This window comes from Flavobacterium zhoui (assembly GCF_042787235.1).
GTDB classification, from domain to species: domain Bacteria; phylum Bacteroidota; class Bacteroidia; order Flavobacteriales; family Flavobacteriaceae; genus Flavobacterium; species Flavobacterium zhoui.
The window spans coordinates 1-18,727 of record NZ_JBHZPY010000005.1 but is presented as its reverse complement, the minus strand read 5'-3'; the positions used below and the strand labels follow the sequence as shown (position 1 = coordinate 18,727).

The 18,727-nt window shown below is 34.2% G+C and carries 15 protein-coding genes; 3 read left to right on the top strand and 12 right to left on the bottom strand.

What is annotated here, in order from left to right:
- Window positions 1-56: 56 nt before the first annotated feature.
- The 9 genes from ACFX5F_RS07280 to ACFX5F_RS07240 all read right to left on the bottom strand — a co-directional run bounded on the left by ACFX5F_RS07280 (window position 57) and on the right by ACFX5F_RS07240 (window position 8,863).
- A complete protein-coding gene (locus tag ACFX5F_RS07280) occupies window positions 57-1,868 on the bottom strand; it encodes a sensor histidine kinase (protein ID WP_379851329.1) in 1,812 nt (603 codons plus the stop codon).
- A 12-nt stretch (window positions 1,869-1,880) separates the two neighbouring features.
- Complete coding sequence (locus ACFX5F_RS07275) at window positions 1,881-2,468, bottom strand: DUF4202 domain-containing protein (RefSeq protein ID WP_379851327.1); 588 nt, start codon at window positions 2,466-2,468, stop codon at window positions 1,881-1,883.
- A 29-nt stretch (window positions 2,469-2,497) separates the two neighbouring features.
- On the bottom strand, window positions 2,498-2,875 hold the full coding sequence (gene nirD / locus ACFX5F_RS07270; RefSeq protein WP_379851325.1) for a nitrite reductase small subunit NirD: 378 nt from the start codon (window positions 2,873-2,875) through the stop codon (window positions 2,498-2,500).
- Between the two features lie 77 nt (window positions 2,876-2,952).
- Window positions 2,953-5,460 (bottom strand): nitrite reductase large subunit NirB, encoded by a 2,508-nt coding sequence (gene nirB / locus ACFX5F_RS07265; protein WP_379851323.1) that lies wholly within the window; start codon window positions 5,458-5,460, stop codon window positions 2,953-2,955.
- A gap of 274 nt (window positions 5,461-5,734) precedes the next feature.
- Window positions 5,735-6,778: an ACR3 family arsenite efflux transporter gene (arsB, locus tag ACFX5F_RS07260; RefSeq protein ID WP_379851321.1), complete on the bottom strand. Its 1,044-nt coding sequence runs from the start codon at window positions 6,776-6,778 to the stop codon at window positions 5,735-5,737.
- A gap of 2 nt (window positions 6,779-6,780) precedes the next feature.
- Entirely contained in the window at window positions 6,781-7,413 is a 633-nt protein-coding gene (locus tag ACFX5F_RS07255; protein WP_379851319.1) for an arsenate-mycothiol transferase ArsC, read from the bottom strand.
- 17 nt (window positions 7,414-7,430) lie between these two features.
- On the bottom strand, window positions 7,431-7,901 hold the full coding sequence (locus ACFX5F_RS07250) for a DUF6428 family protein (protein WP_379851318.1): 471 nt from the start codon (window positions 7,899-7,901) through the stop codon (window positions 7,431-7,433).
- Between the two features lie 17 nt (window positions 7,902-7,918).
- Window positions 7,919-8,251, bottom strand: coding sequence for an ArsR/SmtB family transcription factor (locus ACFX5F_RS07245; RefSeq protein ID WP_379851316.1), 333 nt, complete (start codon window positions 8,249-8,251; stop codon window positions 7,919-7,921).
- Window positions 8,252-8,479: 228 nt separating this feature from the next.
- Entirely contained in the window at window positions 8,480-8,863 is a 384-nt protein-coding gene (locus ACFX5F_RS07240; protein WP_379851314.1) for a hypothetical protein, read from the bottom strand.
- 567 nt (window positions 8,864-9,430) lie between these two features.
- Between ACFX5F_RS07240 and ACFX5F_RS07235 the strand changes: the two genes are divergently transcribed.
- Entirely contained in the window at window positions 9,431-9,787 is a 357-nt protein-coding gene (locus ACFX5F_RS07235; RefSeq protein WP_379851312.1) for a hypothetical protein, read from the top strand.
- Between the two features lie 55 nt (window positions 9,788-9,842).
- Here the strand turns inward: ACFX5F_RS07235 and ACFX5F_RS07230 are convergent, their stop codons facing one another.
- Window positions 9,843-10,901, bottom strand: a complete 1,059-nt coding sequence (locus ACFX5F_RS07230) for a DUF3667 domain-containing protein (protein WP_379851310.1) — start codon at window positions 10,899-10,901, stop codon at window positions 9,843-9,845.
- 508 nt (window positions 10,902-11,409) lie between these two features.
- Between ACFX5F_RS07230 and ACFX5F_RS07225 the strand changes: the two genes are divergently transcribed.
- Complete coding sequence (locus ACFX5F_RS07225) at window positions 11,410-12,366, top strand: IS1595 family transposase (RefSeq protein ID WP_379851309.1); 957 nt, start codon at window positions 11,410-11,412, stop codon at window positions 12,364-12,366.
- Between the two features lie 40 nt (window positions 12,367-12,406).
- Window positions 12,407-12,772, top strand: a complete 366-nt coding sequence (locus tag ACFX5F_RS07220) for a hypothetical protein (protein ID WP_379851307.1) — start codon at window positions 12,407-12,409, stop codon at window positions 12,770-12,772.
- Between the two features lie 693 nt (window positions 12,773-13,465).
- Here ACFX5F_RS07220 and ACFX5F_RS07215 read toward each other — a convergent pair.
- On the bottom strand, window positions 13,466-14,542 hold the full coding sequence (locus ACFX5F_RS07215) for a PorP/SprF family type IX secretion system membrane protein (protein WP_379851305.1): 1,077 nt from the start codon (window positions 14,540-14,542) through the stop codon (window positions 13,466-13,468).
- 13 nt (window positions 14,543-14,555) lie between these two features.
- On the bottom strand, window positions 14,556-18,727 hold a 4,172-nt coding region (locus tag ACFX5F_RS07210), incomplete at its 5' end, for a PKD-like domain-containing protein (protein WP_379851303.1).

Here is an 18,727-nt window from a genome sequence, read left to right as displayed (position 1 = left end):
AATGAAATTATTTTATTTGGATTGAAAAAAGAGTGAATTTTGTAATTTTCCGAAGATTATATAGGAATATTGAAAGTAATACGAGTTCCTTCGCCCGGAATCGAGTTGATGAAAAACCGACCATTAATATATTGAATCCTTTCTTTCATGAAAAGCAATCCCATTCCGGACTCGCTATTTCTCTTTTTCTCTACGGTTGTAATATCAAATCCTTTTCCGTTATCGTCAATCGTAATACTCAAAATTGTGCTGCTATGAGATAATTGTACAATTATATGCGAAGATTCGGCATATTTAAGTGCGTTGTTAATGGCTTCTTGGGTCAGTCTGTAGATGTTAATTTCAATTAAAGAATCCAATCGTTTATCAAAATGGGTCTTATTATAAAAAAGAATATTCTTCCCTGTTAATTTTGATAATTCCTGAGTCAATTTTGCAATGGAGGAAACAATGCCATGGTCGCTCAATTCAGGAGGCATTAGATTAAAGGTGGCGGTACGTACTCCTTTTATAATGTCAAGCGATAATTTTTTCAGGTACTCTATTTTTTGAGCCGCTTTTTCTTTATCATCCAGATTAATGCTTTCCAGACTAAATTTTAAGCCGGTAAGCATTTGTCCAATTCCATCGTGAATTTCTCGGGCAATCCTGTTTTGCTCGTTTTCCTGATTTTCGACAATTTTACTCGAAATAATCTTTTGTTGATTGATTTTATCGGTTACATTTTCGGTATTCAATCGTTCAACTTCTTGTTCCGCTTTCTTACGCTCGGTAATATCAAAACAGATAATCAATAATTCAGATTCTTCTTTTTTTATCGTTACGGGAACCATCGATAAGTCGAGCCAGAGCGATTCGCCATCTCTATTGGTAATATTGAGCTCTCCTTGCCAGCCACTGCGTTGTTTTTCGGCAAGAATCCTGTCAATTAGAATTTGCTCTTTTTCTATTGGAGTCAAAACCTGGGAGAATGTTTTGTCAGAAATAAATGGGTTGTATTGCAGTAGTTTAGAGAATTTTTCGCCAATATGAATTACCGTACCATCAGGCGCAACACGGCAATAGAGCAATGTATTCTCCATGGCATAATTGAGCGATTTCAATTCTTTAACAGAGTTTTCTTTTATTTCGCTAATTATTTCCGTGTTATAAGCGAGTTTTAATGCCTTTTTTTCGGAAGATAAAAGTTTAGAAATAAGTTTTTCTACTTTTTGATTGGTCGGTTTAAAGATAAACAAGAATTCCAGTAATAAAACAAATAGTGTAAATACTAAAATTGCATATTCCGTTTTACTTTGCAGCGTCACTTTTTCTAGCGCCTCTTTGTCGTATTCATCAACAATTTGGTTCATTTTAGAAAGAAAAACTACTTGGTTTTCAAGGATAGTTTGTACTAATTTTTGATTTTCGGATTCCTTTGTATTTTGTTTTTTATTTTCTAAAAAAAGCGTTGTAGCGTTAACTATACTGTCAAAATTAGGTTTAATTGCTTTAAATAATACCGAAAGAGTTTTGCTTTTTTCTTTTGGAAAACCAAGGCTGTCATTTCCTTTTTCTAAATTAAAATGGGTAGTTTTCCAAAGCGAAAGCGTTTCGTTTATGCTTGTAATTTCTTCATTTTTTTTGGCAGTATCCGTTACGAAATTTAAAATTAAAACCTCTTTCGTCAACTTCTGGCTCAACATTCTTTGTTTTCCCGAAATATTGATTATTCGGGAATCACTTAGTTGGCTGTTAAGATTGTATTGTATCAACAACTGGCTTAGCAATACCGTAATGGCAATTGTTAATAAGGCGAAAAGATACAATTGCCTTAATTTTTTAAATGAAATAGTATCGATAGATGATCCTTTGGCGCTTTTTGTCATAACGAAATCAAATTACAGTTCAAGAGACTCTTTGATCAATTCAAGATTCGCAGCACTGTAGTTGATTTTTAAGGCTTCCTGCTGTCCTTTTTCAGACATTTTTAGCCAAGTTTTCAGAATGATGTTTTTCATTTTTTCCCTGTCGTGTTTGTGTACAAAAGGGTCTAAGTAATACTCTAGAAATACTAAACAAATTACATCTTCTAATAGCTGTGTTTCGGCGTCTTTTTTAAGTAATTTTTTTTCGATCAGAAAAGAAACTCTTGCGATAAATTCCTCGCTGTACCCTGCTTTTTCTAAAATAACAGCGGTTGTTTTGGCGTGAAATTTTTTCAAATCTTCGCGCCATTTTAAATAACCCACACGATTCATAGGATAGGATTCCCGTGCTATTTTCCATCGGCAAATGTGTTGTGCTTTGGAGGCAATTTGAACTTCTTCTGATGCATTTGGATGAAAATCCATCAGTCTTTCATACATTCGATTTGAATATAATAATTCTTTTGGATAGGTTATAGCTTGGTATGTTTCGTGGTTTGGATCTTGAGCATTCTCTGCGTCAATCCATTTACTTGCGTTCTGGAATGGTGTTGCTGTCATTAGAAATGTTTAAAATCAAAGATACATAATTATTCCAAAAAGCCAACGAATACTTCATCTTCTACAACTTTTACAGGGTAAGTTGCGATTGAAAATTCCTCTCCATTCAGATTGGAACCATCTATTAGAGAAAAAGTTTTCTTGTGCATTGGACAGGCAATCTTTGGAATACCATCTGCAGAACCTGTCATCCCTCTTGACAAGACCATTTCCATTTTGTGAGGACAAGCATTTTGACAGGCATACCATTCATTTCTTCTTTCGAAATTAAAAACGGCTATCTGTTTGTTTTTATATTTAATACATCCTCCTCTATTACTAGAAAAGTCTTTTATTTTTCCGGCTTTGAACCAAACTTTAACGTCTTCTAACGAAACAGCTTTGTAATCGTTTAATATATTTTCCATAATTTTATTTTTTTATCTTTCCATTACTCCCAAAAAGCCGTTGAAGTACTATTTACTGGAAAGAATTTAATTATTTATTACCACGGTTTTGGCATTTTTTGATCTCTTAACGGTACGTATTCGATAGTATCATCCGTTTCATCTGAATTCACAAAGTGACTAAAACGTTTCATCAATCTTGGTTTTTCAAGTACCTGTTTCCACTCACATTCAAAAGTTCCAACAAGCGATTCCATTTCAGATTCTAATGCTTCACAAATACCGATACGGTCGTGAATGATAACTTCTTTTAAATAATCCAATCCGCCTTCCATTTTATCCAACCAAGTTGCGGTACGTACTAAAGGTCCCGCTGTACGGATATAATACATTAAAAAACGATCTAAATATTTAATAACAGTTGCTTTATCAATTTGCTCTGCTAGTAGAACAGCGTGTTTTGGATTGGCTCCACCGTTTCCACAGATGTAAAGATTCCAACCGCCTTCCACAGCTATCAGTCCAAAATCTTTTCCTCTTGCTTCGGCACATTCTCTAATACAAGCCGAAACGCCTCCTTTAATTTTATGCGGAGCACGAATACCTTTGTAACGATCTTCAAGTTCAATGGCAAATCCTGCACTATCATCCATTCCATAACGACACCAAGCGTTACCAACACAACTTTTTACGGCTCTCAATGATTTTCCGTATGCGTGTCCACTTTCAAAACCATTTTCGATTAGTATTTTCCAAATTTTTGGTAAATCGTTCAAATGTGCACCAAATAAATCGACACGTTGCGCTCCCGTAATTTTAGTGTATAAATCAAATTGTTTGGCCACTTCTCCGATAACAATTAATTTGTCTGGAGTAATCTCGCCTCCTGCAACCCTTGGCACTACTGAATAGGTTCCGTTTCTTTGAATATTAGCCAAGAATCGGTCATTGGTATCTTGAGTAGTAACATGCTTGTTTGCGGTGTCATTGTAGATACTTGAAAAAATAGAAGCTACAACCGGCTTACAAACCTCGCAACCATCGCCATTTCCGTGGTGATCCACAACTTCGTAAAAGTTAGTATATTTATTGATTTTTACGATATCAAATAATTCTTGTCGGGTAAAATGAAAGTGCTCGCAAATGCTTTCTTTCACTTCTTTGCCAATTGATTTTTGAGCTTCTTTAACTAAATCAACTACCATTGGCTTACAACCTCCACAGCCTGAAGTTGCTTTTGTTAATTTTACCACATCTGATACTGTTTTACAGGTTCCATCAATTATTGAACAGCAAATTGCTCCTTTTGTTACATTTTCACAAGAACAAATTACGGCAGTATCTGGCAAATCCACAACACTTCCCATACTAGAACTTTCTCCACCTCTTGAACCCAAGATTAGATCTTCCGGATTTGGAGGCAAGGCCATAGCATTGCTATAAATTTGGAACAATCCATTATAATCACTCGAATCTCCTACAAGTATACCGCCCAGTAATTTTTTTCCGTCTTTGGTGACATTGATTCTTTTATAAATTCCGCTGAATTTGTTTTCATAAACAATGGCGGTCACATACTCACTTTCTATAAAAGGATCACCAAAACTCGCCACCTCAACACCAATTAATTTTAGTTGTGTGGACATATCGATGGTTTCCCTCATCGTTTTTACCCCTTTCATGATTTGTTCAGCAGCGACATCCGCCATTTCATATCCAGGAGCTACAAGACCATAAATCATATGATTATAAAGTGCTACTTCTCCGATCGCATAGATATAAGGATCAGAAGATTGCATTTTGTTATTTACCACAATTCCTCCTCGAACGCCTACTTCCAGCCCGGAAACCCTGCCTAATTCGTCTCGTGGTTTAATCCCCGCCGAAATTACCAGCATATCCACTTTTAGAAGATCATCGCCTTCAAACATCATTCCCGTAATGGCATGTTCTCCAGCAATATATTGTGTTGATTTATTAAGATGAATGCTAATGTTGAGTTCTTCGATTTTTGACTGTAACATATCACTGGCACCTTTGTCTAGTTGTCTCGGCATCAATCGAGGAGCAAATTCCACTACGTGTGGGTTTAATCCTAAATCATATACCGCTTTAGCAGCTTCTAATCCTAATAATCCACCACCAAGGACGGCAGCTTCTGTAGCACCATTTTGCTTTATTTTCTTGGCGTAAGCCATGATTGCGTCCAGATCCTCAATAGTTCTGTATACAAAAACGCCTTCTTTATCCACACCTTCAATAGGAGGTACAAAAGCAGCGGACCCTGTAGCTAAAACTAAGTAGTCGTAAGTATGCGTTTTTTCTAAATGGGTATGTATTGTTTTTTGTTCCCTATTAATATCAGTGATTAATTCAGAGGTATTTAGGATTATATTATTTTCTTCGTACCAATTTGATGTCGATAATGATAAGTCATCAGCGCTTTTGCCTGCAAAGTATTCACTCAAGTGAACTCTATCGTATGCGCATCTTGGTTCTTCTCCAAATACGGTGATTTGATATTCTTCTTGTCCAGATTTTGCGATGAATTTTTCACAAAATTTGTAACCTATCATGCCGTTTCCGACTACTATTACTTTAATCATAACTCGTTAATTAAGTATTATTACGCAAATATAAGTATTAATACGTAATTAAAATACTTAATTATACGATTTTGAAATTAATTAGCAATTCTTCAAAAAAGGGAGTTTTAAATAGGGTATTTATAATTTAAGTATTGTTTTGGTGCATAAAAGTATATTGTAATTGGGGAGTAAAGTGATATTTTGACAAAAAAAAAGCTCCCAAAATAGTGTTAGGGAGCTTTGTGTTAATTTAGAACTATATATGTATTATTCTAAAATTTTCCTTTAGAAATTACTTAGATTGATAATATTTTTTTCGCAGCCAAAAAGCAACATTTACTAAAATGATTAACGCTGGGACTTCCACTAATGGACCTATAACTCCGGCAAATGCCTGTCCGCTATTGATACCAAAAACTCCAACGGAAACTGCAATTGCCAATTCGAAATTATTACCGGATGCTGTGAATGAAAGTGCAACCGCATCTCTATAATTAGCCCCTATTTTTTTGGAAACAAAAAACATCAGGAAAAACATAATGGTAAAGAAAATCACAAGTGGAATGGCAATTCTAATTACATCCAATGGCAACTCAACAATCATTTCGCCTTTTAAACTGAACATGATTACAATTGTAAAAAGCAAAGCAATCAACGTAATTGGAGAGACAAAAGGAGTAAATTTTTGATTGAACCATTTGTCTCCAATGTATTTCTTGATGGCATAGCGGCTAATCACCGCTAATGCGAATGGAATTCCTAAATAAATACCAACGGTTGTAGCAATTTGTGCTACAGTAATATTTAGTTCCAACCCTTTTATTCCGAATAATGGCAACATGATTTCCAGATAAAAGTAGGCATATAAACCAAAGAAGAACACTTGAAGCAAACTATTAATTCCGATTAAACCGGCAGTTAATTCCCGGTTTCCTTCGGCTAATTCATTCCAGACAATTACCATCGCAATGCAAGGCGCAATCCCAATAATGATTAAACCGGTCATGTATTCCGGATAATCTTTCAAAAAGAATGTTGCTAATAAAAACATTAAAAACGGACCAATAATCCAGGTGATTAAAAAAGAGGCGGTGAGTAATTTTGGCTTTTCAAACATTAAAGGAATTTTTGAAAAATCAATTTTAGTCAATGGAGGATACATCATTAATATTAATCCAATTGCCAAAGGAACATTGGTCGTTCCGCTTGAAAAAGAATTGATAAAGCCGCTGCTTGACGGAATAAAGTAGCCAATAGAAACGCCAATTGCCATTGCCAGAAATATCCAAAGTGTCAAGTAACTGTCGAGAAAATTTAATCTTTTTTTAGCTGCCATTATTATGATTTTATTTTAGAGAAAACATAGAACATTTCGGTTGCGATCTGTAAACTGCGTTCCTGATATTTTTCTGCTTGTTGAGGAGTATTGTCAAATGCTTTTGGATCTTCAAATGTGATTGGAATCCGCATTTCAGCACCTGCAATAAACGGGCACCCGCCATCTGCTTGCGAACAGGTTAGTATCGCTGCAAATTCGCTTTGTGGATTGAAATCATCGTCATAGGTTTTAGAAAAACAAATAATAGGATGCTCGTTTGGCGCATATTTTATGGCATAAATTGGATTTTTCCCTTCAGCAATGGTTTTAATTTTAAATCCGGATAGTTGCAATGTTTTGGCAGCCATGGGAAATAAAGCCGTTGCTTCAGTTCCACCCGAATAACAGAATACATTTTTTATATTGAAATGTGCCGCTGCTGTCTGTGCCCATACTTGAGATAAATGACTTCTTCTCGAATTGTGGGTGCAAATCAAGTTAAGTCTGATTTCTTGTTGCTTGTTAACTTTGTTTTGAATAAAATCAATAAGTGGTTGCAAAATAATTTTGCGCTCAGCTATTACGCTTTCAAGATCCAAAGAACGGATTACTTCGTCTATTTCTGGAAATAAGATGGTTTTGGTTAAAGTCATTTTATAATTTTAAAGAATTAACAGCCTCCTCCTCCGGGAGTACAACAGCTAGATTGTGTTGGAATTTCGGATAGTTTTACTTTTTGTTTTTCGGCAGGAATTCCACATTGATCTTGGGCCAAACAAGCCGTTTGTTTGTTTAATAAAGTGAATGCTGTTCCATTGAAACCAATATCGTATTTACCAATTGTTTCGCCTTGAAATTCTACTTCTACTTCATAATCTTCAATACCCAAAACTTTTTCCGAAAGAGTGATGATGTCTAAAATTTTTTTTGGTTTTAGACGGTGGTCAAAGTCATTGGCGTCCCATAATTGGAAGTTTACCACGTTCTCATTTCTAACTTTTCCTCCGCAATCAATGAAGTTTTTGGTGATTAAACCTACTTCAGTTACGTGAAAATGTTCTGGGACATAAGTTCCATTTGGTAATACAAAAGCAACGTTTTCTAACGTGCTCAACTCTTTTTTAATTTCTGATAGTTTCATTTTTTATAATTTAAAAATTAACAACATTGATTTTTCTTATTTTCTAAATAGGTATTGATGTGTTGAAAAAAACTTTTTATTTTATTAAAACCTTCTTCGTTGAGACAATAACAGATAGCATTTCCTTCAAAATTTCCTTTTATTAGTCCGGCATTTTTTAGTTCTTTCAAGTGCTGTGAAACGGTAGGTTGTGCTAATGGCAATTCGTTTACGATATCGCCGCACATACAACTGTTTACGTTGATGAGGTGCTGAATAATGGCAATACGGGCGGGATGACCTATGGCTTTCGCCAAAATTGCCAGTTCGTTTTGCTCGTCTTTGAAATGTTCTGATTTAGTAATTCCCATCGTTATATATTTATATTGCAATATTACGATATTAGTGCTTAATAACCAAATTTGGAATAATATTTTTTTTCGGACTTAATAAGTTAGCAAGAAGGCATTTCGGGCTTCATTATTGTAAATGGTTGTGCATCAATATAAAAATTAGAATTCCCAGCGCACAAATAGCCATGGAAGGCTTGCCCTTGATTTATATTACGAGATATTTGCTTCTTTTTTACCAATTGTAATTCACATCCATTTTGATAAAAAGTCAATTAATTCTTCCCTCAATTCTTTAAACAGTTTTTCAAATGTTGCAATACTTTCTCTATGATTTATATGGTCTGAAAACTTTTCATGATCAATGGCATTTGGATTATCAAGCACTGCTGCCTCAAGAAACGAGTCGTGACTTTTAATATCGTGAGTTAAGATATCAATTTGTTCCTTTTGAATAATCAACTGATTATTAAAGTGATCTGCTAAGGAACGAACCTCTTTGGAAGTGTTTTTTTCCGCCACTTCCGAAATTCGTTTACCCATGATTTTAAGTTCATCTCTATAAAACAAAAGTTTGTTTAGCCAAGTTTTGTGTTCTTCATGCAACTGATAAATTGTTTTTTTAGTTTCCATTTTCGTATTATTTAATAGTTTGCGATTAATTGAATTTAAGTTGATTATGGTATAAATAGTAAGAGGCAAAAGATTCTATGAAATTTTTTTCCAAATATTAATGTTCGAATACCTCTTTGGAACTGTGTCAAATTCCACTTATTTCCAATTCTCGTATGAATATTTCTGGCTTCAATAACATTTTTATTCTGTCTGATTTTAATAAGAAGCTTTAATTTCCGTTAAAATGTATTCTTTCATGGCGTTTTTCGGGAAGTCCATTGTCTTTTAATGCTTTTCTATTTTTAGTTTTTACAATTCACAATTAAATTAAGTATCTTAAAGTTAGTTATTTAAGTTGTATAAAATGAAAAAAAGATTTATAATAGTTAGCTGAAACCTTTTAAAAATAAACTGTCCTACTCTAAATAAATTTCAAAGCAGGCTACTTCATTTAGCTATTCTAAATAACCATTTGTATTGTAAAATCCTTGAAGGTCTTGTTATTTTTTAAACACTTATTAAACACATTTTTGTTTAAAAATGATTAACTTAGTGTATTGTAAATCAATTAAATAAAATAGTGAAATGAAAAATAGTGAAGATAAATCGGGTTTTCATAAAGGAAAACTGGATAAGGAAGATAAAAATAAAGTCCCTGATTCTCTTTTATATCCGCCAAGTGAGGATATTTATAACCAATTTCAAAAAGAGATGGAAATAGATCCTGAGGATATTTCTAAAAATAAGGCAGCTGTTGAAATAAATAATGTCAGAGAATTGAATGAGAAAGATTTTGAAGAAGATGTTTCTGGGGCTGATTTAGATATTCCTGGTTCAGAATTAGATGATGAATTTGAAAATTCCGGAAGTGAAGATGAGGAAAATAACCATTACGGAATAGGTGGTGACAATCACAACAACTTAGAGGAAAATAATGATTGACGTTATTATTTGATTAGCGTTTACCTATGGATTGTTATCTATTATGTTATGAATGTTAGTGTATATTAATGTAGGTGTACAACGCAAATAGTACCACTAGAACAGTTATAATAAGTAGATTTATAATTATTATCGCACTACTTTTGAATAAAGAAATCATGATTTTTTCTTTGTAAAAACGGCGGTGTGCCGGGAAGAAATAATAAATCATCCAAAATGTCCCAACTGCTTTTATGCTGAAATGAATCCATTCTAAAATTGGAGTACTGTCAAATAACAGGAAAAATTTATTTATAAAAAATTGTATTAAAATGAGTAATAGCAAGAAAGAAAAATAATGCAAAGTGAAAATTCCGTTATCAAAATAAACCCATTTTTTCTTATGATGGAAAAGCCATAAAATTAAGGCAAAAACGGGCATATACATAAACAATACTTTTGGCAGATTATTGGTAAAAGAATCACTGAATTTTTCAATAATTTCTTCATTTGTATTTTCCTCTTTTACGGCAAGCCATTTTTTGAGGAACCAATATTCGGTTGGGCTGACCTTTACTTTTGCAGTTCCATTTTTTTGTATCGAGTCTAATTCATTAATGGATTTATATCCAAAATCTGCAACTTCTTTTTTGTCAATTTCTTCGGTTTGTTGAAGTATTTTTTTAATAGTGTCATTATTTTTTTGGGAAAGAATCCCCACTTTTGTAAGTCCATCAACACTTTTTTCTTCAATATGTAAAGAATCTAGTGAAGGAACAATAACCTGATCTTTTTTAGTTTCACTTTTTACGGCTGAATCTAGAGGGAATAGTGAGATTAATAAAAAAGTTATAAAACTGATAAAAATATAAAGTCGTATTGGAGCCAAAAAAGACAAACGCTTTCCAGATAGATAAGCGATTGTTAAAGCTGCAGGTTTAAAAAATAAATAGAATATTGTTCTCCAAAAAGCATTGTCATAATGGGTTAAGTCTTCAAAAAAATGAACAAACAAGTGATGAAAAGATTTACTTGTTTTTGTGTTTTCTTGTCCGCAGTTAGGGCAAAAACGCTCGATAACAGCGTGATTACAATTGAGACAGGTTTTATCTTTTCTAAGTTTTTCTTTTGACATGAGTTTAAATAATGATCAATTCAAGTTTGCAAATCTATTGAAATTAGATGCTCTTATAGGTATTTGAGATTTATTTAGCCTTTAATTAACTTTAAAATTAGAGGAAATTAATCGTTTTAAGTGACAATAATTAGGGATTTAAGTCGATTATGAATCTATTTAGAAGCAGTGTATTTGTATGTGGAATGGTGTGAATTATCGTCAAAAAGGATCTTATATTTCTATAAGAAGTTAAAAAATTGTAACTATTCAGCCTGTAATACAGCAATAGTTTTAAAAGCGTCCAATATGTTTTGACCGTTTTTAATACAGGTGTCGGTTACACTAAAGATTATAGTACAAAAAGTAAAATCAAAAAAGTAAATTACGAATTAAACGTATGCGAAAAAACAATCAGTGCCTTGATTAAAAAAGATGCTACTGATAATTTTATTTTATGACTATCCGTTACTTGTACCAATTCAAAAAAGAGCTTATCTTTGAGTGATCAACCTATTAAATTTGAACTATGAACCTGCCTGAATTTTTTAAGAAATACCCTGATGAAGCCTCTTGTATCGAAGGATTCAAAGCCAAACGGATTGAAATGGGAGTTGTATGTAAAAAGTGTGAACACACCGATCATTACTTTCGTAAGACAGATTTAAAATTTCAATGTAAAAAATGTGGTAATCGTATCAGTCTTCGTTCCGGTACTGTTATGGAGAATACTAATTTGCCTTTTCAATATTGGATGCTGTGTATTGAACTCATGACGCTGTCAAAAAAGAGTTTTTCGGCATTAGAAATGCAACGTATGTTGGGTCACAAGCGTTATGAACCTATTTGGTTTATGATGCATAAGATACGTCGGGTGATGAGTAAGCGTGATGAGAAATATCAATTAAAAGGCTGTGTTGAATTTGACGAAGGATTCTTTGAAAGGGTTGATAACAAAAATATTATCACAGAAAAAGAAAGCCAAAATAGTCAAGAATCTACTCCTAATAAACGAGGTCGTGGAAGTGAAAGACAAGCAAAAGTATTGGTAATGGTTGAATCGGAACCCAGTATATCTGCACCAAAAAAGGACAAACCAAACAGAAAAGTTGGTTATCTAAAAATGGTAGTTATGGAAGATTTGAAATCTGACACTATTAACAAAGAGGTTGGGAAATCAGTAGACAAAACAGCATCAGTCTTAAGCGATGGTTACACAGGGTATGCTAAACTCAAAGAAGTTATAACAAATCATTATGTTGTAGTAGAACCAGACAAGAAAAAGTCAGCAAAGATATTTCCTTGGGTAAATAGAACAATCAGTATTGCAAAAAAAGTACTTTTAGGCATTCATCATAATTGTGTAAACCAGCAATATGTACAAAATTATCTTGATGAGTTCTGCTACAAATTTAACAGACGGTATTTTGGAGACAAACTATCCGATAGACTGATCATTGCTGCTTTAGAAACAACTTGGTATTAGTTACGGATAGTCATATTTTATTTTATCAAGTTTTAACTTTGTGGGTAAGCAAGGTGATTTTGATAATGGTTATTCTGAAAACAAAGAATTATTTGAATCCAAAACATTCGTTGGATATGAATCTACATTGCAAGGGAGGAGTTTTGTCATTTGTATAAATAATGAACAGGTACTATTATCTTTCAAAGACGAAAATTATATTAAAAATAATAAGGAAAACGAAGATACTAGTGAAGGTGATTTATATTACAACGACAAATATACTGTTACTGTTGAGTTTATCGAAAGATTAGATGATAGTCCAAGTGAAGATCAAGGGGAAGCAATATATAAGTTAGTTGTAAAAGACTTACTTTCCGGAAAAAAAATAATTAAGAAAGTTTATTGTAATGGAACCTTTTTTTAAATATTGAAATTATTTGAGAAAAGAGTTCGATTTGCGTCATGAAAATTTAGGTGGTAAGACTTTAGGAATACTTAAAATTGTTTTTTCGTTTTCTTCTCAAAATGATACTTTTTGCATAGCCGAATGAGATAATGGAAACCTTAAACTACTTTACTTAAATTGATGTACATATTTTTTGTTATTTATCTTAAATACGAGTTCTTTATACGAATTAAAAATCTATATTAAATGAACATCTCACGTTGTTTCACATTAATGGAAATGAAGTAGGGATACTTCTCAACGCTTGATTATTATGCAACACTCTCTTTGTAATTTCTATCCCGCGAATACTTATAAAATAATTTTCACAGCTCTAGCATTCATAGTCTATTTGCTAAGTAAGTGAAAGCTTATGTATTCCATGAGTATTTGAAAGTTTTGAAGTATTAATATCATAATAATAGCAAAAAACAAATGAATTAATTTTATAGATCTAAAAAGATTAACAGAGGTGAAAAAGTAGTTTTTATAGCTTTTTCCTTCTAGATTAGTGGCTGCAATGAATGCAAAAATAACAGGTTTAAAATCTAAAGCTATTCCGAAATATAATCTGTTATATTCTGCATGGTTCCATAATTGGCAGTAAAAAAACACTAGTTTTTATTATTTTTTTCTTTTATGTTGAAGATCAATAAAATTTCTTTTAAAATTTTAATCATCATAGTTCCTGCCCCAAGGTCTTCTTGCCAAATAATTATTACAACTATGACATTCCCTGCCTATTTGCCAAGTCAGGGAAAATTCATGAACTCCCTGAGTATTCTCTATTTTTGAAGTACTTACGTCATACGAATAACCAAAAGTGAAATTGTATATTTTAATGGAGCCAATCAGATTTACTGAAGTCAGAAGATGGCTGTCAGCACTTTTCATCATAGGATTTGTTGCAGCAATAACTCCTACAATAAATGGATTAAAATGTACTATACTACCAAAATCCAACCGATTGAATTGACCTTGTTTCATGAAATTTGATGTTAGGACCAATTTGGAATTATCCGGTAAGAACGAAAAACCGGGGCCACTGTCCAGATTAAATGAATAGCCACTTTGAAGAGTGAAATTCATATCTAACGGCAGTTTACCTTGGGAGTCAAATGCAATATTGGGTGTGTTAAGATGCTTCATTGAAGCTCCGAGCCAAAAATCATCGGTATAAAGCAAAAATCCGGAAGAAATATCAAAGAAATTTATTTTGTTCTGTAGGCGTAAAAGACTTGGATCTAAACTGCCACCGCCAATGCTACCATCGTTAGTATTGATTTGGTCTTCAAACAAAAGGCTTTTGAAATTAAAATTTTTAGTTCCATAACCTCCTTCTAATCCTAAAATCATTCTTAAACCGGAATAAAAATTATCAAGGTCAAGATTTAGGGAAAATACACCATTGATTTGAGTGTAATTATAATCTGTAAAAACCTCATGCTGGTTTAGGACTGTCAGCCCTATTCCAATATTTTGAAGATTGGAATCGCTTGGACGTGAATCTTCTGATAAGTTTCCGATTGAGCCATTAATAAACGCATAATCAGTATCCAGTCTTCTGGCTCCATCAGGCCATTGTGTTCGGTGTAGAATTCCTGTGTTTAAAGTATTTACGGTTCCTGTAAACGCACCGTTCTGAGTTTCAGGAACAAAATAATACTGCGTAAAAACAGGGTCTTGCGCTTTAACTTCTACAATCGATATGGAAGTTAACAGTACATAAATAATAAATTTTAGTTTCATTCTCTTTGGGTGCTTATTTTATTAATACAAAAGGGTGATTTTCATTGACAATAGTTCCATAAAAGGTTTCTGCGCTCACTTTACAATAATAATTACCGTTTTCCGCATTCTGTCCTTTTATTTTACCATCCCATCCCTTTAAAGTGTCTCCGGTTTCTGAATAGATTAGTGAACCCCAAGTATCATAAATATCCAGTCGAACATTTTTTAACGCTTTAGTCACGGGTCTGAATGCATCATTCATAGTATCATTGTTTGGTGTGAAGGCAGTGGGAACGACAAATAAATATCCTTTTTCAACATTAAATGTAATTTTTTGCACGTAGACACATCCAAAAGGATACGTAACAGTTTGTGTCACCACATACTCTTTTGGATTTAGGAAGGTGTGCACTGGGTTGAGCTCGGTTGAAAAGCTACCGTCGCCAAAATCCCAAACCATACTGATAAAATCACCAGTAGCGGTATTGGTAAACTGTATGGGATCTATTATAGAATAAGTTCCATACGTTACAAAAGAATATGAGGTTGCATCAAATGAAGGTGTTCCAAGGGACTGCAATTTAACATTGAAGGAGTAATTTGCTTTACAACCCAAAGCATCCGTTACGTATAATATTGCTGTTCCGTTTTGACTGGTATTCATCATTTCATTATTTGGACCGCTGACCGTTCCGCTGGACCATGCCAACTGGTAGGGTGGAACCCCACCCGAAACTTGGGCTACAAATGTTTGTTTTACGAACTTCGTTTCACAGTCAAATTCTGTTTTTGTAGCTACTCCAATTACGATAGGCGGTGGTCTGTTGATACTGTATTGCGCCTGTTTTGAACACCCATTAGCGTCTTTTACAGTAACCAAGTAATTTCCTGCAGGAATGTTCACTAAATCCTCGGCTGTAGATCCGTTTGACCAAGCATAATTAAAAGGTGGTGTACCTCCCGCAACGAGAAGATTTATTGCACCACTGTTGGAATTATCACAATCAAAGGCATTGGTGACATTGGCTGATAAAATTAAAGGTTGAGGTTCTAATATAATAAAAGTTTTTTTAATTGTACAAGGCTTACTGTCAACAATAGTTACCGTGTAAGAGCCTGGTCCTAAATTATTTCTGACATTTCCGGCTACTGCATTATCATCCCAAACCAATTTCACAGGAGCAATCCCTCCAATAATATTTAGATTGATACTACCATCATGGGCACCAAAACAAGAAATATTTTTAACGACTGGATTGATTGTAAAAATGGGTGCTTCAGGGATATTTACATTCAGTGTTTTTACACAATTATTTGAATCTGTAACGGTGATCAGATAATCACCAGCCGAAAGATTATTCTGAAACGTCATGCTTCCCAGATTACTCCATACAATTGCGTAAGGAGAAGTACCTCCAGTTACGGTTAACGTAATTGATGCATCATTAGAGCCATAACAGATTATTGGAGTAGTTGCAACAGCAATATTTATTTGTGGATTTACATTAATTGAAACAGTAAATGTATTTCCTTTACAACCATCAGCAGAAACAGGAGTTATTTTATAAACCACAGGAACTGTCAATAAAGTAGTATTCTTCCACGCATCATTTGCGATTTCATTCGCTAAAAATCCATTACCCAGTTGTGGATTTCCTGAAAATGAAAATAAACCATTTGAATTAATATTCGTAATCGTATAAGTTGTAGCTGAAGGCCCATCAACATCATCACCTAAAATAACATTTGATTGTTCATCACTACAAACCGTAAGTGTTTGGTTGGCAACGATTGGCTCTGGATTTATCGTCAACGTAATTGTAAATGGATTTCCTAAACAGCCTGAACTACTTTGGGGAATAATATTATACACTATATCCACAGCTACAGTGCCTAAGTTTGTCCACATATCATTTCCAATTTCATTTGCTAAAAAGCCAGTTCCTAATTGTGGATTCCCTGCTGAAGCGGTTAATCCATTAGAAACAATTGATGTAACCGTATAAGTTGCTGTTGGCTCTGTCCCTAGTATAATGCCATTAACTGCATCACTACACACTGTTGCCGACTGGCTGGCAATTGCTAATTCAGATTCAATCGTAACAGTCACCATAAAAGGATTGCCTTCACAACCAGCTGCACTTACCGGAACAATTGTGTAAATTACATTAACCGATGAAGCTCCTGTATTTGTCCAAGAATCATTAGATATTTCATTGGCGCTAAAACCTCTACCGATAAGAGGATTACCAGCTGATGCTGTTAATCCATTGGAATTTATATTTATTATATTATAACTAACTGCCATTGGCAAATCTATATCATTGCCTACTATAATTCCGATAGGTATATCACTACAAATAGTACCTGTCTGATTAACTACAACGGGTTCCGGGTTTATAGTGATGGTTACCGTAAATGGATTACCTAAACACCCTGTTGCACTTGCAGGAACTATGGTGTAAATTACATCTACTGCTGTAGGTGTAGTATTTGTCCATGCGTCATTAGCAATTTCATTAGCTAAAAATCCTGTTCCTATTACTGGATTTCCTGCCGATGTTGTTAATCCATTGAGATTAATGGCTGTTATATTATAGGTTGCTGCCGGAACACCAGTGCTGGAATTTAATGCAATTCCAAAAGGAGAATCACTACAAATAGAACCTGTTTGATTAGCTATAACTGGTTCCGGGTTAACAGTAACGGTTACTGTAAATGGTTCACCGGAACAACCATTGGCACTAACAGGCTCAATGGTATAAACTACATTTACCGCTACTGGAGTCATGTTAGTCCATGCATCGTCAGCTATTTCATTTGCTATAAACCCAGTTCCTATAACAGGATTACCACCTACAATAGTCAGACCATTATCGTTAATATTCGTAATAGTATAAGTAGTATTGGCTGCTGTGCCTAAAATAAATCCATGGGCGACATCGCTGCAAGTAGTTACCGTTTGTGGACCAACTCCAAGAGTAGATTCTACCTTTACGGTTACGGTAAACGGATTACCTGTACATCCTAATGCACTTACAGGAACTACTGTATATACTACATTGATAGCCGATGGTGTTGTGTTAGTCCACGCATCATCTGCTATTTCATTATTTGAAAATCCTATACCTGTTATTGGATTTCCTCCAAATGGAGTTAGTCCTCCCGCATTAATATTGGTAATATTATAAGTGACTGCCAATGGTGAATCTATATCATTTCCTAATACCATATTATTAGCAATAGCACTACATATTGTACGTGTCTGATTAACCACAACTGGTTCAGGGTTTACAGTGATAGTTACCGTAAATGAATTACCTAAACATCCTGCTGCACTTGCAGGAACTACGGTGTAAATTACATCTACTGCTGTTGGTGTAGTATTTGTCCATGCGTCATTAGCAATTTCATTAGCTAAAAAACCTGTTCCTATTACTGGATTCCCTGCCGATGTTGTTAATCCATTTAGATTAATGGCTGTTATATTATAGGTTGCTACCGGAACACTAGTGCTGGAATTTAATGCAATTCCAAAAGGGGAATCACTACAAATAGAACCTGTTTGATTAGTTACTACAGGTTCAGGTTTCACTATAATAGTACCTGTAGCATTAACAGTTCCACATCCACCGGTAAGTGGAATGCTGTAGTTGAATGTTCCTGATACCGTTGGCGTACCACTTATAGTGATTGTATTTCCTGCCCAAGTTGCTGTTACGCCTGTTGGTAAGCCTGTGACAGTTCCAATTCCTGTTGCTAAAGTAGTAGTATGAGTAATATTTGGCGACAAGGCTGTATTAATACATAGAGTTGGTGAGGATGATGCAACTCCAGCTGCATTGATTGATATTGTTATTGTACCTGTAGCATTAACACTTCCACATCCACCAGTTAATGGAATACTGTAGTTGAATGTTCCTGATACCGTTGGTGTACCACTTATAGTGATTGTATTTCCTGCCCAAGCTGCTGTTACGCCTGTTGGTAAGCCTGTAGCAGTTCCAATTCCTGTTGCACCTGTGGTGGTATGGGTAATATTTGGTGACAAGGCTGTATTGATACATAAGGTTGTCGTAATTCCAGGTGTTGCAGTATTTAATGGTGTTACTATAATAGTACCTGTAGCATTAACACTTCCACATCCTCCTGTTAATGGAATGCTGTAGTTGAATGTTCCTGCTACCGTTGGTGTACCACTTA